The organism is Psychrobacillus sp. NPDC058041, assembly GCF_042885655.1.
In the GTDB taxonomy this organism is placed as follows: Bacteria; Bacillota; Bacilli; order Bacillales_A; family Planococcaceae; genus Psychrobacillus.
On record NZ_JBHVRO010000006.1, the window covers coordinates 215,224 to 234,278 of the forward strand.

26 protein-coding genes are annotated in these 19,055 nt (G+C 33.1%); 24 read left to right on the forward strand and 2 right to left on the reverse strand.

What is annotated here, in order from left to right:
• Positions 1–81 precede the first annotated feature (81 nt).
• The 7 genes from ACFVR1_RS11840 to ACFVR1_RS11870 all read left to right on the forward strand — a co-directional run bounded on the left by ACFVR1_RS11840 (position 82) and on the right by ACFVR1_RS11870 (position 7,281).
• Entirely contained in the window at positions 82–960 is an 879-nt protein-coding gene (locus ACFVR1_RS11840) for an aminoglycoside 6-adenylyltransferase (RefSeq protein ID WP_387584230.1), read from the forward strand.
• Positions 961–963: 3 nt separating this feature from the next.
• Positions 964–1,389: a GNAT family N-acetyltransferase gene (locus tag ACFVR1_RS11845; protein ID WP_387584232.1), complete on the forward strand. Its 426-nt coding sequence runs from the start codon at positions 964–966 to the stop codon at positions 1,387–1,389.
• 486 nt (positions 1,390–1,875) lie between these two features.
• Entirely contained in the window at positions 1,876–2,622 is a 747-nt protein-coding gene (locus ACFVR1_RS11850) for a GTP cyclohydrolase II (RefSeq protein ID WP_387584234.1), read from the forward strand.
• A gap of 13 nt (positions 2,623–2,635) precedes the next feature.
• A complete protein-coding gene (gene ribD, locus ACFVR1_RS11855; RefSeq protein ID WP_387584236.1) occupies positions 2,636–3,745 on the forward strand; it encodes a bifunctional diaminohydroxyphosphoribosylaminopyrimidine deaminase/5-amino-6-(5-phosphoribosylamino)uracil reductase RibD in 1,110 nt (369 codons plus the stop codon).
• Positions 3,742–4,824: an FAD-dependent monooxygenase gene (locus tag ACFVR1_RS11860; RefSeq protein WP_387584238.1), complete on the forward strand. Its 1,083-nt coding sequence runs from the start codon at positions 3,742–3,744 to the stop codon at positions 4,822–4,824. The genes ribD and ACFVR1_RS11860 overlap by 4 nt, the downstream gene beginning before the upstream one ends.
• Before the next feature lie 17 nt (positions 4,825–4,841).
• Positions 4,842–5,408 carry a 5' nucleotidase, NT5C type gene (locus ACFVR1_RS11865; RefSeq protein ID WP_387584239.1) on the forward strand — a complete coding sequence of 189 codons (567 nt, stop codon included), beginning with the start codon at positions 4,842–4,844 and terminating at the stop codon, positions 5,406–5,408.
• Positions 5,409–5,619: 211 nt separating this feature from the next.
• On the forward strand, positions 5,620–7,281 hold the full coding sequence (locus ACFVR1_RS11870) for an alpha-keto acid decarboxylase family protein (RefSeq protein WP_387584241.1): 1,662 nt from the start codon (positions 5,620–5,622) through the stop codon (positions 7,279–7,281).
• A gap of 276 nt (positions 7,282–7,557) precedes the next feature.
• Here ACFVR1_RS11870 and ACFVR1_RS11875 read toward each other — a convergent pair whose 3' ends face one another.
• The gene (locus tag ACFVR1_RS11875) at positions 7,558–7,698 is read right to left on the reverse strand and encodes a hypothetical protein (RefSeq protein ID WP_387584243.1); all 141 of its coding nucleotides are present in this window, start codon (positions 7,696–7,698) and stop codon (positions 7,558–7,560) included.
• Positions 7,699–8,104: 406 nt separating this feature from the next.
• Here ACFVR1_RS11875 and ACFVR1_RS11880 point away from each other — a divergent pair, with 406 nt between their 5' ends.
• The 6 genes from ACFVR1_RS11880 (at position 8,105) to ACFVR1_RS11905 (ending at position 12,032) form a co-directional block, all read left to right on the forward strand.
• Positions 8,105–8,347 carry a hypothetical protein gene (locus tag ACFVR1_RS11880; protein WP_387584245.1) on the forward strand — a complete coding sequence of 81 codons (243 nt, stop codon included), beginning with the start codon at positions 8,105–8,107 and terminating at the stop codon, positions 8,345–8,347.
• A 151-nt stretch (positions 8,348–8,498) separates the two neighbouring features.
• Positions 8,499–8,870 carry a YxiJ family protein gene (locus ACFVR1_RS11885; RefSeq protein ID WP_387584246.1) on the forward strand — a complete coding sequence of 124 codons (372 nt, stop codon included), beginning with the start codon at positions 8,499–8,501 and terminating at the stop codon, positions 8,868–8,870.
• A 211-nt stretch (positions 8,871–9,081) separates the two neighbouring features.
• A complete protein-coding gene (locus tag ACFVR1_RS11890; RefSeq protein WP_387584247.1) occupies positions 9,082–9,537 on the forward strand; it encodes a hypothetical protein in 456 nt (151 codons plus the stop codon).
• Positions 9,538–9,769: 232 nt separating this feature from the next.
• Entirely contained in the window at positions 9,770–10,318 is a 549-nt protein-coding gene (locus ACFVR1_RS11895) for a hypothetical protein (RefSeq protein WP_387584248.1), read from the forward strand.
• A 781-nt stretch (positions 10,319–11,099) separates the two neighbouring features.
• Positions 11,100–11,552 carry a hypothetical protein gene (locus ACFVR1_RS11900; protein ID WP_387584249.1) on the forward strand — a complete coding sequence of 151 codons (453 nt, stop codon included), beginning with the start codon at positions 11,100–11,102 and terminating at the stop codon, positions 11,550–11,552.
• Positions 11,553–11,822: 270 nt separating this feature from the next.
• Entirely contained in the window at positions 11,823–12,032 is a 210-nt protein-coding gene (locus tag ACFVR1_RS11905; protein ID WP_387584251.1) for a hypothetical protein, read from the forward strand.
• Between the two features lie 477 nt (positions 12,033–12,509).
• On the opposite strand, the gene ACFVR1_RS11910 is transcribed toward ACFVR1_RS11905, so the two are convergent.
• Positions 12,510–12,644 carry a hypothetical protein gene (locus ACFVR1_RS11910; RefSeq protein WP_387584252.1) on the reverse strand — a complete coding sequence of 45 codons (135 nt, stop codon included), beginning with the start codon at positions 12,642–12,644 and terminating at the stop codon, positions 12,510–12,512.
• A 252-nt stretch (positions 12,645–12,896) separates the two neighbouring features.
• Between ACFVR1_RS11910 and ACFVR1_RS11915 the strand changes: the two genes are divergently transcribed.
• The 11 genes from ACFVR1_RS11915 (at position 12,897) to ACFVR1_RS11965 (ending at position 18,846) form a co-directional block, all read left to right on the forward strand.
• Complete coding sequence (locus tag ACFVR1_RS11915; RefSeq protein ID WP_387584254.1) at positions 12,897–13,406, forward strand: DUF3916 domain-containing protein; 510 nt, start codon at positions 12,897–12,899, stop codon at positions 13,404–13,406.
• Between the two features lie 206 nt (positions 13,407–13,612).
• Positions 13,613–14,254 carry a hypothetical protein gene (locus ACFVR1_RS11920; protein WP_387584255.1) on the forward strand — a complete coding sequence of 214 codons (642 nt, stop codon included), beginning with the start codon at positions 13,613–13,615 and terminating at the stop codon, positions 14,252–14,254.
• Between the two features lie 128 nt (positions 14,255–14,382).
• Entirely contained in the window at positions 14,383–14,565 is a 183-nt protein-coding gene (locus ACFVR1_RS11925; RefSeq protein WP_387584257.1) for a hypothetical protein, read from the forward strand.
• A gap of 244 nt (positions 14,566–14,809) precedes the next feature.
• Positions 14,810–15,127, forward strand: a complete 318-nt coding sequence (locus tag ACFVR1_RS11930) for a hypothetical protein (protein ID WP_387584258.1) — start codon at positions 14,810–14,812, stop codon at positions 15,125–15,127.
• 355 nt (positions 15,128–15,482) lie between these two features.
• On the forward strand, positions 15,483–16,007 hold the full coding sequence (locus tag ACFVR1_RS11935) for a DUF2199 domain-containing protein (RefSeq protein WP_387584260.1): 525 nt from the start codon (positions 15,483–15,485) through the stop codon (positions 16,005–16,007).
• A 133-nt stretch (positions 16,008–16,140) separates the two neighbouring features.
• Positions 16,141–16,548, forward strand: coding sequence for a hypothetical protein (locus ACFVR1_RS11940; protein ID WP_387584261.1), 408 nt, complete (start codon positions 16,141–16,143; stop codon positions 16,546–16,548).
• 145 nt (positions 16,549–16,693) lie between these two features.
• The gene (locus ACFVR1_RS11945) at positions 16,694–17,068 is read left to right on the forward strand and encodes a YhfM domain-containing protein (protein ID WP_387584262.1); all 375 of its coding nucleotides are present in this window, start codon (positions 16,694–16,696) and stop codon (positions 17,066–17,068) included.
• A 156-nt stretch (positions 17,069–17,224) separates the two neighbouring features.
• A complete protein-coding gene (locus ACFVR1_RS11950) occupies positions 17,225–17,704 on the forward strand; it encodes a WapI family immunity protein (RefSeq protein ID WP_387584263.1) in 480 nt (159 codons plus the stop codon).
• Positions 17,705–17,841: 137 nt separating this feature from the next.
• On the forward strand, positions 17,842–18,120 hold the full coding sequence (locus tag ACFVR1_RS11955; RefSeq protein WP_387584264.1) for a hypothetical protein: 279 nt from the start codon (positions 17,842–17,844) through the stop codon (positions 18,118–18,120).
• Positions 18,121–18,256: 136 nt separating this feature from the next.
• Positions 18,257–18,469 carry a hypothetical protein gene (locus ACFVR1_RS11960; RefSeq protein WP_387584266.1) on the forward strand — a complete coding sequence of 71 codons (213 nt, stop codon included), beginning with the start codon at positions 18,257–18,259 and terminating at the stop codon, positions 18,467–18,469.
• A gap of 164 nt (positions 18,470–18,633) precedes the next feature.
• Positions 18,634–18,846, forward strand: coding sequence for a hypothetical protein (locus ACFVR1_RS11965; RefSeq protein WP_387584267.1), 213 nt, complete (start codon positions 18,634–18,636; stop codon positions 18,844–18,846).
• Positions 18,847–19,055: the final 209 nt, after the last annotated feature.

Here is a 19,055-nt window from a genome sequence, read left to right on the forward strand (position 1 = left end):
GCGTAAAATTTGAACAGCTATTTTTTGTAGATTGGGTAGAAGGGTTAAACATTGAACAATGAAGAGCAAAGGGGAAATCATATGAGCGATTATAAGGAAATAATGAATAAAGTGATACTATGGGGAGAAAGTGAAGATGATATTCGCGCCATTTTTGTCGTTGGATCAATGGCTCGGAGTGATAAACCTGCAGATGAATGGTCAGATATGGACTTAGTAATTGTATCTTCAGATGTTGAAAAATGGTTGAGAGATGAAGAGTGGATTTGTAATTTTGGAAATCCTCAAATATCATTTTTAGAAGGAACTCCAGTTGGAAATTTAATAGAAAGACGCGTTATGTTTGATGGAGCAAGTAGCGTAGACTTTAATTTCTTGAAATTAGAAGTAGCTAAAACTTTTTTAAATAGTGAAGAAGTGCAAAGTGTAATTGCACGTGGAGTAAAGGTATTACTTGATAAAGATTCCATTACTGAAATCTTTCATAATACTTCCTACGTGATAAAAAACAAAGAAGTACCTAAGTTTAGTGAATTTAAAAACGATGTAAATGATTTTTGGTTCCATGCAGTTTATGTGGCTAAGAAATTACGCCGCGGAGAGTTATTAGTTGCAAAGTCTAACTGTGATGAATATTTGAAGCGACTGTTGATAAAATTTGTGAAGTTGCAATCAAAGATGAAGAATAGTACAAATCAGCAAAGTTGGCATGATGTAAGATTTTTTGAAGAATGGGCAGATAAAAAGGTAGTTCAAGAATTCAAGGGGATTTATGGAAAGTATAATGAAGAAAGTGTATGGGAAGCTTTATTTCACACGATGGATCTTTATAGAAAAGTTGCCCAACAAATTGCAGTAGAACTAGATTACGAGTATCCAATAATTGCTGATCAAAGTGCAGCTAAACTTGTAACTACATACTACAATGGAAGAAATGAATTAATGACAGAGGAGAATTAAATAATGAATTTTCACATCACAAAAGAGGCAGATAAAGAAGGTAATAGATATATTAATAATGAGTTATATCAATACAATTTGAAGCATTTTCCCGAAGAGTTAAAAGGCAGATATAAAGAGATAACTCTGTTTATAAGAGACGAAAATAATACTGTACGTGGTGGAATAATAGGGGAAGTATGCTGGAATTGGCTAGAGATTCAAATATTAATGGTCGATGAGAATTTACGAAAATCCGGACTTGGAACAAAACTATTATTAGAAGCCGAACAAATTGCACGAGATAGTCAGTGTGACTTCATTAAGCTCGATACACTGAGTTTTCAGGCGTTAGAATTTTATCAAAAACATGGTTATGAAGTATATGGATGCTTGGATAATGTCGGCAGAGAGCATAAGCATTATTACATGAAGAAGGATCTGAATTAATAACGAGTAATTCTTTTACAATAGAAAAATCCAATGATGTACATAAGTAAGAAAAAATTTGCCTTTTCAATAATTTTCTAAGAATGAAAACTAGAGTAGAGTGAAGGAATTTTAAGTTCCTCCTCTACTTTTTGCTTTTAGAGACAATACTTTTTTTATTATCCAAATAAAGCATGGAGACTTAATTTGTAGTTTTAAAGCTTAGTCAGTTAATGTGATAAGATCGAATTGAAGTGAAGTGCATTAAAATGAAAGAATCATTGCGGCTTTTGTCCAATTATTATCTTAACTTTTTGCATAAAATAAATGATTCTAGTATGCTATTTGCAGTAAGTGTATATCATTTGACTCTGAGTGCTTGTAATTATATACTTGGTTACGTTATGTAAGTGAAGGTTTCAGAAAATGATTTAATAGACAAATAGAAGACAGATGATTCGTGGTAGAATGAATATCTGTTTAAACTATAAGATTGGTGAGAATTAGATGACTATATTAAAAGAAACAATGGATATTTTACAAGATAAAATGAAATTAATTGAAATAACTGATAAGGAGAAATTATGTTTAGTTGGCCCTGTAAAATTGCCAATTAAACAAGGTGATTTTACCGCAACATTTAACTGGTATTCATGGTTAAAAGTCAATGCTTCGCTTTCTAAAGAAGAGGTTGTTGACTTGCTTGCAAAATCAGATTTAGCTTTTGGACAGCAATCATCGGTATTAGTCTTTGGTGACTTTGCACACGAAGATGATGCACTCATTCGTTTTCATAGTATTTGTCATACAGGTGATATTTTTGGTAGTCAGCGTTGCGATTGTGGCTATCAGTTGCATGAATCGATGAAAATGATTGCGAATCATGGCTGTGGAGCAATTTTTTACTTAGCAGACCACGAAGGACGAGGCATCGGTTTATTTTCTAAATCATTAGCGTACCTACTCCAAGAGGATGGGTATGACACTGTGGAAGCGAATCATGCACTTGGCTTTGAAGATGATACACGTTCATACGAGGATGCGATTCGTGTGTTAGAAGCATTAAGAGATAAACCAGTTACACTAATTACAAACAATCCGAAAAAGCTTTCTGCACTAAAGGCTCATGGGTTATTAGCAGATCACCATGTACCACTTTGGGGTGGATTAACAGATACAAATCGTTTCTATTTAGAAACAAAAGTGCAAAAGTCAGGACATATTCAAGAAGAAAAACCGACAATAAACGTTTAAGGAGTGCATGGCGATGAAGAATGATCAAGATTATATGCGCCTTGCCCTTGATTTAGCTGCAAGTGCAAAAGGTAAAACAAATCCGAATCCAATCGTTGGGGCTGTCATAGTAAAAGATGGGGTAATTGTTGGAACAGGGCTACATCGTAAAGCAGGTGAGCCTCACGCAGAAGTACACGCTTTTAATATGGCAGGAGAGCATGCGAAAGGAGCGACCTTGTACGTTACTTTAGAGCCATGCTCTCATTACGGCAAAACACCACCATGTGCGAAGCTTGTGAAAGAATCAGAAGTATCTCGTGTTGTTGTAGCAATGCAGGACCCAAATCCTGAAGTGGCTGGAAGAGGTATTAAGATGCTACTTGACGCTGGCATTGCAGTAGATGTTGGTGTGTTAGAAAAAGAGGCAAAAAGACTCAACGAACGCTTTGTTCATAACATGATCACAGAGCGCCCTTTTGTCATTTCAAAATTTGCAATGACACTAGATGGTAAGCTTGCGACTCATTCTGGTCATTCAAAATGGATAACAGGTGAAGCTGCACGTGCAGATGTTCATCTACTTCGTAATGAAGTAGATGCTATTTTAGTAGGTGTGGGGACAGTATTAGCGGATAACCCATCCCTAACGACTAGATTACCTGAAGGTGGAGGGAAAAACCCGACTCGCATTATTTTAGATAGCCATTTACGTACACCACTAGAATCAAATGTAATACAAACCGACGAGGCAGATACAATTATTGTCACAACTATTGATGCAGATTCAGAACTTGTAAGGCTGTATGAAGAAAAAGGTGTTTCTTTTATTTATGTGTCACGTGAAGGCAATGGATTGAATTTACAAGAAATGCTTGTAAAGTTATATAAACGTGGGATTACTGATGTGCTCGTTGAAGGTGGAGGAGCAGTAAATGCCTCGTTTTTAAGAGCAGGATTAATTGATAAATACTTCATTTATATAGCACCTAAGGTATTAGGTGGAGGAAAATCATTAACACCGTTTACTGGTGATGATGTAGAAACAATGGATGCTGCAATGCGGGTATCATTTGAAGAAATCGAGAAGTTTGGTGAAGATATTCGGATTACAGCATATCCAAAGCAAGGTGATAAAAAGTGAATAATAAAGTAGATGTATGCATCGTAGGGGCCGGGCCAGGAGGTGTACTATTTGCATATTTACTTGCTAAGAAAAATGTTTCCGTTATGCTACTAGAACGGCAACAAGAAGTAGGAAAAGCATTTCGCGGGGAACATTTAAACGAAGAAGGCGAAGCAATTTTAAAAAAACACGGTCTTTTTGAAGAAATTGAAAAGTTAGGATTACTTCGTATGGAACAGCTAGAATATTGGCACGAAGGAACCCCATTTAAAACGATTTTACCCGATCCAAAAGTCGGACATCTCGGCATCCATGTGCCACAAACGCATCTGTTAACAGTGTTGTTGCAGGCAGCACAGGAATACCCTACTTTTAGTTGTATGATGAATACGAAAGTAGTAGAGTTGCTAAAAGATAACTCAGGAAACTTTTGTGGTGTCAAAGCAGTAAGAGATGGAGAAGAAGTTGTGATCGAAAGCAATCTAATCATCGGTGCAGATGGTAGATATTCAACTGTTCGAAAAAAAGCAGATATTGATGTGACAATTCGAAAGCATGGATTTGATTTACTTTGGGCTAGAATACCTGCACCTAAAGATTGGGCTCCATCGATTAAAATGGCACTTATAGGGGATAAACAATTATCTCTATTTACCCAAGCGAAAGGTTTCATACAAATTGGTTGGAATATTGAAGAAGGTTCCTATCCTAAGTTACGTAAGCAACCTTTTACTCCGTTTATTGAACAATTAGTTGAAGCATTTCCACAGCTTGAAGAAACCGTCCACCAGCATATTAAATCTTGGCAGGATTTTGTCTTATTAGATGTGTACAGTTCTTCGAGTGAAAGCTGGGGAAAAGATGGTGTAATATTAATAGGTGATGCAGTACATACCATGACACCAACAGGGGCTTTCGGATTAAATAGCGCATTAAAAGATGCAGACTTTCTAGCAACTCTTATTGATAAAAATTATGTATCGCAAATTGATTTATTGGATTGTGCAACTAAAAGAAAAAAAGAAGTAGAAAAGATTCAAGCGATTCAAATTGAGAAAGAACAGTCTTTTGCGTCCCAATTTGTCGTATTGGCTTAAGGAGTAGGAGAATTTACGTGAAATTTGGTTTTGATATTGATGACACATTAATTAATTTAAGAGAACATGCCTTTCATTTATACAATAAAAAACTAAATCAAAATATTGGCTTAGACGTGTTTCAAAGTATTAATACTGTCGAAATCCATGAAGCATTCGGACTTGAAAAAGAAGCTGGTAATGCAATGTGGGTTAGCTTAATGGAAGAAATATATTTTACAGATTGCCCAGCATTTGAAGGAGCAATTGAAACGTTACAGCAATTAGTAAAAGACGGACATGAAATATTTTATATAACATCACGTCCCATAAAATATTGTATGCAAACGCGCGAGTGGATGAAAGCACAAGGCTTCCCTGTGCAAGATGATCATTTTTACTGTGGCATGCAAGACGATGAAAAAATTGCAACTATTAAAGAGCTAGAATTAGATTTCTATTTTGACGATAAACCAGCAGTACTTGAAACTCTAATTGAAATTGCGACGAAAGTTTATATTATGGACCAGTCGTATAATCAACATGTAGATCTACCTCGTATGAAACAGTGGTCTGAGTTAGAAAAAATCATGTCATTAATGTAGATGTTTGTTTTATCTAAACTAAAATTAAATAATTTCAATAACAATAAGCCGTTTAACATTTTGGACCATGTCTAATATGTTAAACGGCTTATCTCATTATTTTACAAACATCTCCGTTAAGACTAAATTGATGCCGCTATTCGCCTGAATACATAAAAAGTTATGAGTTGGGAATTTTAATCAATGAAACATTCGAGAGGAGTTTTACACATTGGAAAAAATAACATTAGGCAATTTTTTATGCCGTTGTCTAAGCCAGGCTGGGATTAAAGAGGTTTTTGGCGTAGCTGGAGATTACAATTTTACCATTTTGGATGAATTCGAAAAACATCCAGAGATTACCTTTATAGGCAATAGGAATGAATTAAATGCCGGTTATTCCGCTGATGCATATGCGCGTTTGAAAGGAATTGCCGCACTAGTTACTACGTTCGGAGTTGGCGAACTCAGTGCCTGTAACGCTATTGCTGGATCAAACAGCGAAAATGTTCCTGTTGTGCATATCGTGGGAGCGCCACCCTCTCCTGACCAAAAAGAACATAAGTTTATGCACCACTCTCTGATGGATGGAAATTTCAGGACCTTTCAAAAGGTATACGAACCAATTTCCGCCTATACAACCGCCATTACACTGGAAAACGCATCGGATGAAATCCCGAAAGCCTTAAACATCGCACAAACAAAAAAGAAACCAGTATATATAATGATTGCGAATGATTTGTTATCTAAGGAAATTGCCGTCAGCACAGTGGAATTGTCTGCCGCAGTTACTAGCCAAACATCTTTACAGCAGGCGGTAGCACATGCCAAACAACTTCTAGATCAAAGTAATAATACAGTCTTGTTGGCAGATGTAAAGGTCATGCGGTTTCATCTTGAGAAGCCAGTGCAACAATTGGTTGAAACAATGAATATCCCTGTTGCGTCTACTGTTTACGGAAAAGGGGCGTTTGATGAAACACATCCCAATTATATCGGCGTTTACGTAGGCAGCTGTGGTGAGGAAACTGTACGAAATACAGTAGAAAATGCACAATGCGTAATTGCGGTAGGATTGGTTTGGGCTGACACAAATACGGCAAACTTTACAGCTAAAGTGGATTTTACGAAGACAATTCAAATTCAGCCGAACACCGTAATAATCGGGGAAGCGATGTACCAGAATATACTGGCAGTTGATATGATAAATTCGCTTATTCAGTTGAATGCCAAACAAAGCAGCCAGGTCAACCAAGCCACATTTTCCTATAGCCAGACACAGGGACAGACTAACGACGCGTTGTTGGCAGCAAACTATTATCCAATGTTTCAACAGTTTATCAAAGACAATGATGTGATTGTTGTGGAAACTGGCACCTTGCAGCACGGGTTTTCACAGGTCAGGCTGCGCAAAAATGTAACGTATGTCACACAGGGCGGCTGGCAATCTATCGGATACGCAACCCCAGCAGCTTTTGGCGTCTGTGTCGCCGCACCAGAACGGAGGGTTCTACTATTTACAGGAGACGGTTCCCTCCAGTTAACCGCACAGGAAATCAGTTCTATGTTGGAACACAATTGTAAGCCAATCATCTTTATTTTAAACAATGGACAATATATTGTTGAAAAGTATCTAAACGTAAACACCCTGAACCAGAAATACAACGTCATTCCCAAATGGGATTATACCAAACTGCCAATGGCATTTGGAGGGGACGCCTATACAGCTACAGTTAAAACCGTAGAAGAGTTAGAGCAGGCCATGAAACAAGCAGAAAAAGAATGCCACAGCCGGCTTTGCATCATTGAGATTATCCCAGGAGACCCTTTGGACGCTCCGCAGTATTTGGTGGAATCAAGAAAAATACTTGAATCGCAGAAAATGAACCAATAACCTAACACCAGGAATGTGTGTATTTTAAGGAGTACTCATTCACTGGGGGATCATTGAAGAGATGAATAATATTCAACAACGTCTCCTCTGCTACCTCATTGTAATAATAGAAGTAAAAACAAAACGCTCAGATAAATCGAATTGGGATAATACCCAAAAATTTGATTCGTCTGAGCTTTTTTTTTAATATAGCACTTAGTGAATACAATTCTATTTATGACCTTTTAAATTATTGATTAGATGAAATTGTGCTATTTAAATCATATTATAGTTTCATTATCGATTCTGTTGGTTATTTTGTTGTGCGTTTTTCCGTTTAGTTTGATTCAAATCTTGATCTTCCGCAAATTCTTCATGATTGTTGTTTCTTGAATTAGGTTCTTTCTTCTTAAAGTTTGGTTTAGTTTTTTTTACCATGGTATCGTCACCTCCTAGAGTTTAATGTGCTCAGTATAGATGGTGTTATTCAAAATGATTTATTATTTGCAATACTTTAATGAAATTGGAAATGGTTTATTGGAGTTAAAATTTTTGTGGTGGTTGGTATTAAAATTTAATAAAGGACTTCTTCATAAGGTTTTTAGTTATATAGAATAATGAGGTTATTAGACTACGGTGGGGTTGTTATAAGAAGGATTAACGCAAAAACGATTGAAAATCGGTTGTTTTCGGTTGATTTGAACCTGAATAATGTGTAACTTCAATGGAAACTTATGTTACTATCACTATAAAGATTGTGAAAGAATGTACTTAAACTAACGCCGCAGGTTAGTTAAAGAAGGTATTTTTAATATCAAATAAAAAAATCTAATGTAGGTGCGTTATGATAAACAATTACTATAAAAACAAAGTTAGATGGTGTGTAATCTGTAATCAAGGTTGGGTTGAAATACAAAAAGAGGCAGTTTCAAACAAGCTAATTCTTTGTTGTTGTGAATGTGAGTCTGTATGGGAAAATCTAAACGATGTAAATAATCCTGATAAAGCAACCTCAACTGATGAACTTTTGATTGAACCTAACGATAATGAAATTGGTCATTGGGCAAAGTATATAATTGAAAATTAGCATTAGTATAATCTTTTTAACTTATTAAAGTAACGAGTGATTTACTTCAAGAAGAAGTGAAGCCATTTTTCTTATTGAACTAACGAAGCAGGTTAGTTGAATAAGGAAGCGTGATAAAATAGGTAAATGACATACTTCAAAGGGTGAAAATATGGACAATATTTTAAAACAAATAAATGAAATTAAAAACGAATTAGATAAGCCATTTCCATACAGGGATACAGATAAAATACAAGAAGATTTTCGAAAAAATTTTTTAAGTTTATCTGATGAAGAAGATAATCTAACGGGTGATTTTGATACTTACTGTATGAATATAGCTGGAACTTTAAGTTATGTTTTAGCAGGCAAAACAAATAAAATCCCACAAGGTCAAATTGAGATGTTGCGGAAGTCTTTCTTTGATTTCTTTAAACAATATAAGTTTTTTGAAGACAAAATTGAAACCTATAACGATTTCTTTCGGGAATATAAAAACTTTGAACAAACAAGAACATTGTTATTACATCTGTTGTCTAAATAAGCATTTCTTTTTAAGCTAACGGGTGCTTTAGTTAAACAAGACCATCATTTTGATGGTCTATTTTTACGGCCAAAACATTTTGTAGATTTCGGTGATCCATTGTGAAATGTTACACTTAAATTAAAGGTGCAGGTTAGTTGAACAAGAAGGAGTTTTTTGGGGTTATATAGAAATAGTGATTAATTAAAAACTTTTGAATGGGGGTGGGAATATGAAAAAATATATTGGGATAATGATTTATTCGTCAATACTTATTCTTTTTTCACTATATATAGGACTATCAAATTCAATAGCTGCAAAGAATGAAGCGGAAGACAATAATATAATCTGGCAATTGAATAATATTGCAACTTCTGCAAGTACTGAGGAATTTGTAATAACAAAATATGTTGATGAGTTGAAATTGGATAATATTAAACAAAGTACAACTTCAGAATCAAAACGGACAAAAGCAATAGTTGAATATCGTCTTTTAAAATTGGATAGTAGTGGTTCGTTTATAGATACAGGAATTTATAATGTCTTGGAAGGTTCAAAGGGTAAAAGTAAATCTGACGGCAATCTATATGGTTCAATTAGTCCGGGTACTTATAAAATTAAAGTCACCAATTTAAATAGCGAAGATTTAGAAGTGCATTCGGAAAGAATTTTGGATCTTAATGATTAAACGTGCTTTAGTTAAACACAAGACCATCATTTCGATGGTCTATTTTTACGTCCAAAACATAAAGTAGATTTTGGCAAACCATTGTGAAATGTTACACTTAAACTAACGGTGCAGGTTAGTTTAATAGTGTTGTTTAACTTGTTCTAAACAATCGAGCAAGATTGTTTAATAACTGTAAGATGGTAAAATAATGAGACATACTTTAAAACTTTATTTACTAAGGGGAGATTATTTGGAGATTATTCATAATATAAATGGTATTAGTTTTGGAGTAACATCCGAATTTAACAGCAACTATCTTACACCAATAATACAAAATTTGTTGTTTAAAGCAGAAAATGAGTGGGATGATTATAATGAAGTATATCATTGTTGCAACTTAATTGAGAATATTAGAAATAATAAAGATATGAATATGGATTTCCATCTAATGATGAAGGATGAAAAATATTTAGGGATTGCTCTAGTTAATAGAGGAAACATCGACTATAAAACCTTTTTCAAAGAACCTATACCTATAAGTGAAAATAATAATGATGTATTGATATTTAACTATTTTCATATATCACAAGAAGGTAGAGGGAATGGTCAAGTATGGTTTAGGGATATTATTATGCCTTATTATAAATCTAAAAATTTCAAAACAATTTATGTAAAATCAAGTCATCAAAAGGTATTCACGTTGTACAGCCGCCTAGGAACAGAAATAGGAGAATATACAAGTAGTAGTGATAATCAGTTATTTGCAAGAAAAGGTAAAGTTTTCAAAATTTCACTTTAATATCCTCAACAATTGGGTGCAATTTAATTTGATTAATAAACGTCATTGCCTTACTCAACTAACGGGTGCTTAGTTAAACAAGACCATCATTTCGATGGTCTATTTTTACGTCCAAAACATCAAGTAGATTACGGCGATCCATTGTGAAATGTTACACTTAAACTAACGCAGCAGTTTACTTCAAGAAGAACAGTCCTATTCTGAGAAACCCCTTTAATTCCCAGTTTATTTGGTGGGTAAAAGACATTACAATGACATTAGAACGGTTTTAGTGCAACAATAGATAAATAAGGTGGAGTTTCAATGGTATTGGTCAAAGCTTTAGAATTAATATCAATAATTTGTTACCTAGGAGCATTAGTACAATTATTAAGTTTTACAAAGGAATTTAAAAAGATTGACAAAGACCAAGAACTGACTATTGAATTAGCAAAAAAATGGGGAAAACGATTTAGATGGGTCGTTATAATTTTCTTTTCAGGATGTATATTTAGTTTAATAACATATATTTTCCGAATTCTGTATACTGATTGAAGTTTATGACGTCCTAAATAAGTCATTGGTTGAATAGTTGGATTTGTTGCAAGCTTTAATAAGCATTTGTTCCACTCTTCTTATTCAACTAACGGGTGCTTTAGTTAACAAGACCATCATTTCGATGGTCTATTTCTATTTTTATGTCCAAATCATCAGGTACATTTCAGCGAACCATTGTGAAATGTTACACTTAAGACTCTTTAGTGAACTAACAGGTCATACTAAGATAAAAAGGTGTGGCTTTATGAAACAAACATTTTTTCTTATAGCATTAATTTCTGTAATCATTCTTACAGGTTTTGTTAAGAAAGACCAAGACAAATGCCTTCATTGTAAAGAATGCTATGATACCGCTTGGGATGACGGGTATAGTCTGGGTTATGGTACAGGAACTGTAAATGAAAGGTATCGAATCGCAAGAAGCCTGATTCAATTAGGAAAAACGGATGAAGAACTTGTTCGATTGATACCAACAAGCTATGTGGAATTAAAGGACATAAGAGAGCAGCTCAAACTATATCATGGTTATTTTGAGTTTGAGGTATCAAGATACGAGAAAGCAAGAGCACTTTTAAATGAAGGTAAATCAAACGAAGAGATTGTAGAAAAAACAAACTTAAGTTTCTATGAATTAGAATTGGTGAAACAACAACTTAAGCAAAATAATGGAAAATTCAAATGGGAAGTGAGTAACTAAGGAACTAAGCGAATGCGATAAGTCTTTGTGAACTTAACGAAAATATTGTGAAGAAATGTACTTAAGCTAACTGATGCTTTAGTTAAACAAGTGGCTGCCTGTAAGGAGGGTAGCTTTTTCTTTTTAAACTAACGAAGCAGGTTAGTTCAACAATAAGTATAAAATAGAGGCTTATATTTCCATATGTAAAAAAGGATGGGTATAGTAAAATACGATTGTTCAAACAAAAGAAAAAAAGGCATATTTAATCTGTTGTTTGGAGATTTTTTATTGATTATCAAAAGAAGGTGCAATATGGAAAAGTATAGGAAGTTAATCGAAAATATACGTTGGTACGGTGCCCTTGCACTTGGTTTTGCAATAGCTATTTCAGGTAATCTAATAGTATGTTTGTCAATAGCAATAATACTTGGTTTGATAGACCAAATATTTATTAAGCCTAAATTAAAACCCAAGAGAAAAGGAAAATCTAAATATTAGTAAATAACAGATTTGATATAACTTTGAGTTCTTTTTTCAATTAACGGGTGCTTAACTTCAATAAGGAGTAAAGCCTTTTTTCTTATTGAAGTAAAAAAGCAGTTTAGTTTAAGTAGAAAATCTAATCGCACTACTAGAATTTATAGTGAACGGGTTTTAAAAAATTAAAGTTTTAGGGGAGTTATTATTGGAATTATACCGATTTTTTATATTAATTTCTTCGACTTTCATCGGAATAGCAGGACTTATAGGACTTTATATGTAACTAAAAACAATAAAGAAATTAGTTCAAAAAAAAGCTATGGGAAAGGTCGAACTCGAAAGAACTTTAAAGAAATTTTCGTCAATAACAAAGTTGTGTATTTATTTAGGGATTGCTTTCTATCTTATTGCTATATTTTCTATATTTTTTCACTAACGAGGTGCTTTACTTCAATAAGAGAAGGAACAATTACTCTGTTCCTTTAGGGTTATATTTTATCTTTTATTTCTTCTCTTTAATTGGATTAAAGTTATTAATACACCTAAATTTATTGCTATTAGAATAGGAAATCCGAAGTAAAGAACATAAAGTATCCAGTTCAATGCATCCTTTTCAGAAAGTAATTCCATTTTATTCACCTCAAGTAATCGTATGAAGAAAACTATACTATGATGCACATTACGACCATAATGTGTAATAAAAGAGAAGGTGCTTCTTCAACTAACTGGTGCTTTAGATAAAGAACATGGGTTGCTTAGGCAGCTCTTTTTTCTTATTGAACTAATGCAGCAGGTTAGTTCAATAAGGAAAGGGGGAAAATTAGTAACAATATACTAAACAAAAAAAGGTTAAATTGAATGGAAAATAGATAGGAGATAAAAATGCGTAATAAGAAGTTAAGGGGTTTAAAGCGGAAAACAAGAAATATGATAAAGCGAATCTGGGAGGAAACTTCTGATTTTCCTTTGGATTTTTACAATGGGTATTGGCATCTTCATTTACCAGTCGCCCAAGGTTTTATTGATTCCGATAGAACTCCTTTTGGAATTAAGAGACTTTGTGTTCAAACTTTATTAGAACGGGCTAAACATTTGATTGAAATCAAACCAAATACTCCTGATAAGTATCGAGTGGTTGTTTATATTAGTTTCCAAGCATTGTTTGATTCTCAAATTATGGTGTTTGCTGGTGATTCTCACTTCGAGGGGTTCTTTAATAGAAATGACAAATTTCAAAAATGGATTCCTCTGTCCAAAGAAAGAATTTTTGAGAGTGATTGGAGAAAAAATATCCCAAAAGTTATGAATTTCTTAGGATTTAAAGAAGAAATAACCAATGAAGATGGGGAAATTTATAAAAGAGATATTTGGTTTTTAGGTGAATTAGAGTAGGCTTAATATTACATCTTACTCAACTAACGGGTGCTTTAGTTAACAAGACCATCATTTCGATGGTCTATTTCTATTTTTATGTCCAAATCATCAGGTACATTTCAGCGAACCATTGTGAAATGTTACACTTAAACTAACGAAGCAGTTTAGTTCAATAAGAAATAGTTTATAATTGAGGGAACAAACTTTTTTAGAGGTGATTAATAATGATTGGCTCTCCCGAAATAAATATGGTAATTAGACAAATTCTATCGCCAACATTAAAAGAAAATAGTTTTAATAAAGTTAATACAAGACATAATTGGGCTTGTATTGACCACTGTATATGGGTATTGGACATAAGTGCTGTTGGAAAGTATTTTTCGGATGTGACGGGATGGTCACCTATGTCTATTCACGTTGATTTAGGGATATATTATGACTTCATTCCATTTAAAGACGGGGAAATTAAAATTGGTAATAAAGGTGAATTACTACCTAAATCCCAACAATGCCACCTACAAAAACACTTATTCTGTAACATTGACCAATCAATTTACACCCATCATTTTGATAATCCTGCTGAAAAGGAACGAAATGATATTTGGTGGATAAAACCTAACGGCTCGAATATTAAGGAAGTTTTAACTGATATTAAAAAATCATTTTTAATCGATGGATTAGAATGGTTAAGGGAAAATACAGATTTAAAGATAGCATTAATTGAAATTGAAAAAGAGTATAACTCTTTTGAAAAGTTTTATAAAGCAATGTATTTTGCAGAGCATTTAAAGGATAAACAAAAATTTAACAAGTACAAAGCTTTGTTAGAACAAGAGCAAAAAAGAATTGATACGTTATTCAACTAACGGGTGCTTTACTTCAAGAAGGAGTAGAGCATTTTTTGTTTTTGAACTAAAGAAGCAGGTTAGTTGAACAAGGAACTTGTATAGGCAATACTTATTGTTAATTTAAATTATGAATTGGGGTAAATTCCATGGAGTGGGTTAAAGGTTTCGGGTTAATATCAGCAATATGTATGCTTGGGGCATCAGTACAAATATTACGTTTTAAAAAGGAATTAAAAAATATTGATAAGGACCAAGAGCTTACCGACAAATTAGCGGAAAGATGGAAAAAACAGCTTGTTTGGGTCATTATTTTAGGAGTATCAGGTTAAATATTTAATATAATAACCTATATTTTTCGATTCTTGTATTCTGATTGAAATTGTTATGACGCTTGTCATCACTGCAATAATCTATATTAAAACTCCTATAATTGGCAATTAGGGAAACTTTTATTAATCTAACGAAGTGTTTTACAGGAGTAAAGCATTATTTCTTATTGAACTATAGCAGCAGGTTAGTTCAATAAGAAGTGGTAAAATAAAATTGAATTTTAAAAACTTTTGAGGTGAGAAAATGTTTAATCCTATAACTGACTATGATTTCAGAATTTATTCTGATGATAAAACATCACATATAACTTTCACACTTGAAGAATATATACATCAACGGTTACCAAGTTTGTCTTGTACAATTGAAATTTTAGATAACAAATTTAGCGGTTGGAATGTTAATGTCTGGTTTACACTGGATGAATTACTATCTTTTATTGGTAAGTTAGAAAAATTGGATAGAACTAGACAACAGGAAATATGTTTATATGCGATGACAACTAATGAATTTAATATTACTTTTGTGAACTACAATAACAAGGGAGATACAATGATTTACTAATCACTTACAAACTTTAGATATAATTCAGATGTAAATTTAAGTAATACACATACACTAAGCGGTGGATTCAAGATTGACTCAGAATTTTTCAATGCGATATTGAGTAATTTTAAACAATTAGCTTCGGTAGCTGAACTTGAAGTGGATATTGATTTTACATAAATACTTCTTGTTAAACTAACGTGGTGCTTTACTTGAAGTTCACTGAGCTGGTAAAACGGCTCTTTTTCTTATTCAACTAAAGTGGCAGGTTAGTTGAACAAGGAACGAGATACCAATGCACGAGTTTTGATTTTTTGAGATAATTAAAAGGCATCAAGGTAAGGGATAAAAATTAATCTATTGGAGGTGCAATATGACAAGTTTGAAGGGATACACTTGTAATTGCTGTGGGGAATATCATGAAGAACTTCCTACAAGTTATGGAAGCCCTGCACCAGTTTATTATTATGATGTTGCACCTGAAGAACTTAATGACAGGTTTGAATTAGATGACGACTTATGCATTATGGACAATGAACATTTCTTTATTCGTGGATGTATTGAAATTCCTATAACCAGTACAGCTGAGCACTTAATATGGGGTGCATGGGTATCATTAAGCGAAGCTAATTTTAATAAAACAAATGCCCACTGGGACAAACAAGAATTGTTGGAACCAATGATAGGTTGGTTATCTACCGACTTGCCTTGTTATCCTGATACTGTGAACTTAAAGGCAATGGTTCATTTTAGACCAAATGGAATTAGGCCTTATATTGAACTCGAACCAACCGACCATCCTTTAGCAGTGGAATATAGAATCGGAGTAACCATTGAAAGGGTACAAGAGATAGCTAGTGAACTATGTATTAATAGCAATAATTCAATAGAAGAGTAATCTTAAATTTATGCTTCTTCAACTAACGGGTGCTTTAGTTAAAGATCAATGAGCTGCATAGACGGCTCTTTTTTCATGTTAAACTAGAGCAGCAAGTTAGTGTAAAAAGGTTTATATGGAGATAGGTGATTAAATGAAATACAATTACAATTTAAAAGACCCTTCAAAAAAATATAACGAAGTGGTAGCACAAGCTATTTCATTATGTGGTTTGTTTTCGAGGAAGAAAAAATTAAGAGCGATAGAGTTTTTTAATTACAAATTAAATAACGAAGATTTCGAAGTAGAAGAATTAGCTAGTGGATTTATATTCATAGGCATTTTATATCAAGAAATTAAAGATTACGAATCTGCAGCATTTTACTTTAATAAAGGCTACAACTTAGGTAAAGACATCGCATTTCCCTATGACTCTGATTTAAAGAAAGTATTAAAAACTTTTCTAAAAGCAAGTCGAAAAGATCTATATGATTATTGGCGTTCAGATTTTATAAAGCGAAGTCTTTACGACAAAAAATTTAACAAATTGATGAATTCATAACTCTCCTCTTATTCAACTAACGGGTGCTTTACTTCAGGAAGGAGTAAAGCCTTTTTTCTTATTGAACTAAAGGGGTAGGTTAGTTGAAGTAGAGGGTGAACCAAGTATGTGTTTATACTACCAATAAATTAGGGGGGCTATATAAATGAGAGAAGTATTATTAACAATAATTTTTTTGGTCTTTATGGGTGGATGTGCTTCGAAGGATAATGTAAAAAAAATTGAGATTGCTCAAATGATAGGTTTCTCTGAAGCAATTACTTATCCATCAATGAAAATTACGAAAACAGAAGAAATTGAAGAATTTATCAACGCTTTCAATAGTGCGGAGAAAGTTCCTGGTATTGCAAATACAGTTAATCCCGACTATCAAGTTATTATAGGCACTGAAAACTATTACCTTTGGATAAGTGACGAATCGGGTACGATTATGAATATAAAAGATACTCATACTGTCTATTCCCTTTCCGAAAGTTCGGCTCAAAAAATATTTGATTTACTGAACACCAAGAAAGATTAATTCTTTTAGAACTTGTTCAACTAAACGGGGTAGAGTGCTTTACGAAGTTCCTTGAGCTGCTTAGACGGACCTTTTCTTATTGAACTAACGAAGCAGGTTAGTTCAATAAGAAGTGGTAAAATAAAATTGAATTTCAAGAACTTTTGAGGTGAGAAAATGTTTAACCCAATAACTGACTATGATTTTAGAATTTATTCTGATGATAAAACTTCACATATAACTTTCACACTTGAAGAATATATACATCAACGTTTACCAAGCTTGTCTTGTTCAATTGAAATTTTAGATAACAAATTTAATGGTTGGAATATTAATGTCTGGTTTACACTGGATGAATTACTTTCTTTTATTGATAAGTTAGAAAAATTAGATAGAACAAGGAAACAGGAAATATGTTTGAATGCGATGGCATCTAATGATTTTAATATTACTTTTGAGAACTACAATAACAAGGGAGATTTAGTGATTTACTATACACTTACAAACATTAGATATAACTCAGATTTAAATTTATATTTAAGTAATACACTAAGCGGGGGATTTAAGATGGACTCAGAATTTTTCTATACGATATTGAGTAATTTTAAACGATTAGCTTCGGTAGCTGAACTTGAAGAGGATATTGATTTTAGATAAATACTTCTTGTTAGACTAATGGGTGCTTTACTTCAAGAAGGAGTAAAGCCTTTTTTCTTATTAAACTAAAGGTGCAGTTTAGCACAATAATGGGTTTTTATGGTAAGGTAGAGAAAAAGATTAAAGGGGATTGGAACGTGGAAAAAACTTTAGTAAAAACGGCTATATATTCCTTTATTATTTCTATTTCGGCATTGTTTGTATTGGTTGATAGAACGGGAACATCAGAGGATGTTAATGGAATGCATTCGGGTTGGGAAATTCCTTATCCAGATTTTATCTTTAAGATTTTGGAATACTCTATAACGATTACATTCATTATGGTCATAATTGTATCATTGATTAAATGGTTCAAAAAAATAAAGGATATTGAACTAACGCGTGCTTTAGTTAAACAAGACCATCAAAAAAAATGATGGTCTATTTTTATGTACAATGTGAAATGTTACACTTAAACTAACGCAGTAGTTTAGTTGAAGAAGCGGTTGGTAACTTTTTTGGATTGAGTTCTAAATAAAATGATTTAAAAACATAAACTAGGTGGGTTTAATGATGGGTGTTTTATCCTTAATTGCAGGAGTTATTTGTATAGTTATTTCGTTGTTTATTTTCATACAAAGCATAAAGAAAGCTAATTCTATTAAGGAAAAGTGGAGTGAGTTTTTTGATTTTGTTTTAGACCCTTTTACAGGATTAACAACTTTGTTTTATTTAGGACTTCTACTAATGCTATATGGCTTATTAAGGATATCAAATTTGCTATGAGTATTTTACTAACAGGTGCCTTAGCTAATGATCATGCACTGCTTAGATAACTTATTTTTCTTATTGAACTAAAGCAGCAGTTTAGTTGAACAAGGGTTTAATAAATGTAACTATTTGAAAAATTTGAATGATGTTATAATTTGTATAAAAGGGGGAGATTTGAAATGGCGAGAAATAAGATTTTTGAATGGGTTGGTTTTGTCATCGTTATCGTTTCGATTTTTGCTAATGGTTCTTTTCGTGCAAATGGTATTACAACTGGTACAGGAATAAATTTAAGCGTAATCGGAATAATTGCGGGTGCAATCCTGACTTTTACTTTTTTCTTTATTAGGAAATTTGGAAATAAAGAAGCACTTAATAAATCGGTAAATTAACCTGTTATTTTATCGAGATTTTTTTCACTAACGGGTGCTTTACTTCAAGAAGGAGTAAAGCCATTTTTCTTATTCAACTAAAGAAGCAGTTTAGTTTAATAAGATTAATCAAGGAATTTAGAGAATCAATAAGGAATATTATAATTAGGTAGGTATTCTGATTAGATAATCAAAATACATCACGTAACTACGGTATATCTTTTTTGGGG

Coding starts and splice junctions, on each gene's coding strand:
- ACFVR1_RS11850 (WP_387584234.1), top strand. CDS start 1,876: ATGACTATATTAAAAGAAACAATGGATATTTTACAAGATAAAATGAAA.
- ACFVR1_RS11875 (WP_387584243.1), bottom strand. CDS start 7,698: ATGGTAAAAAAAACTAAACCAAACTTTAAGAAGAAAGAACCTAATTCA.
- ACFVR1_RS11840 (WP_387584230.1), top strand. CDS start 82: ATGAGCGATTATAAGGAAATAATGAATAAAGTGATACTATGGGGAGAA.
- ACFVR1_RS11950 (WP_387584263.1), top strand. CDS start 17,225: ATGTTTAACCCAATAACTGACTATGATTTTAGAATTTATTCTGATGAT.
- ACFVR1_RS11910 (WP_387584252.1), bottom strand. CDS start 12,644: ATGGAATTACTTTCTGAAAAGGATGCATTGAACTGGATACTTTATGTT.
- ACFVR1_RS11940 (WP_387584261.1), top strand. CDS start 16,141: ATGAAATACAATTACAATTTAAAAGACCCTTCAAAAAAATATAACGAA.
- ribD (WP_387584236.1), top strand. CDS start 2,636: ATGAAGAATGATCAAGATTATATGCGCCTTGCCCTTGATTTAGCTGCA.
- ACFVR1_RS11935 (WP_387584260.1), top strand. CDS start 15,483: ATGACAAGTTTGAAGGGATACACTTGTAATTGCTGTGGGGAATATCAT.
- ACFVR1_RS11925 (WP_387584257.1), top strand. CDS start 14,383: ATGGAGTGGGTTAAAGGTTTCGGGTTAATATCAGCAATATGTATGCTT.
- ACFVR1_RS11890 (WP_387584247.1), top strand. CDS start 9,082: ATGAAAAAATATATTGGGATAATGATTTATTCGTCAATACTTATTCTT.
- ACFVR1_RS11845 (WP_387584232.1), top strand. CDS start 964: ATGAATTTTCACATCACAAAAGAGGCAGATAAAGAAGGTAATAGATAT.
- ACFVR1_RS11965 (WP_387584267.1), top strand. CDS start 18,634: ATGGCGAGAAATAAGATTTTTGAATGGGTTGGTTTTGTCATCGTTATC.
- ACFVR1_RS11885 (WP_387584246.1), top strand. CDS start 8,499: ATGGACAATATTTTAAAACAAATAAATGAAATTAAAAACGAATTAGAT.
- ACFVR1_RS11880 (WP_387584245.1), top strand. CDS start 8,105: ATGATAAACAATTACTATAAAAACAAAGTTAGATGGTGTGTAATCTGT.
- ACFVR1_RS11900 (WP_387584249.1), top strand. CDS start 11,100: ATGAAACAAACATTTTTTCTTATAGCATTAATTTCTGTAATCATTCTT.
- ACFVR1_RS11915 (WP_387584254.1), top strand. CDS start 12,897: ATGCGTAATAAGAAGTTAAGGGGTTTAAAGCGGAAAACAAGAAATATG.
- ACFVR1_RS11960 (WP_387584266.1), top strand. CDS start 18,257: ATGGGTGTTTTATCCTTAATTGCAGGAGTTATTTGTATAGTTATTTCG.
- ACFVR1_RS11945 (WP_387584262.1), top strand. CDS start 16,694: ATGAGAGAAGTATTATTAACAATAATTTTTTTGGTCTTTATGGGTGGA.
- ACFVR1_RS11930 (WP_387584258.1), top strand. CDS start 14,810: ATGTTTAATCCTATAACTGACTATGATTTCAGAATTTATTCTGATGAT.
- ACFVR1_RS11920 (WP_387584255.1), top strand. CDS start 13,613: ATGATTGGCTCTCCCGAAATAAATATGGTAATTAGACAAATTCTATCG.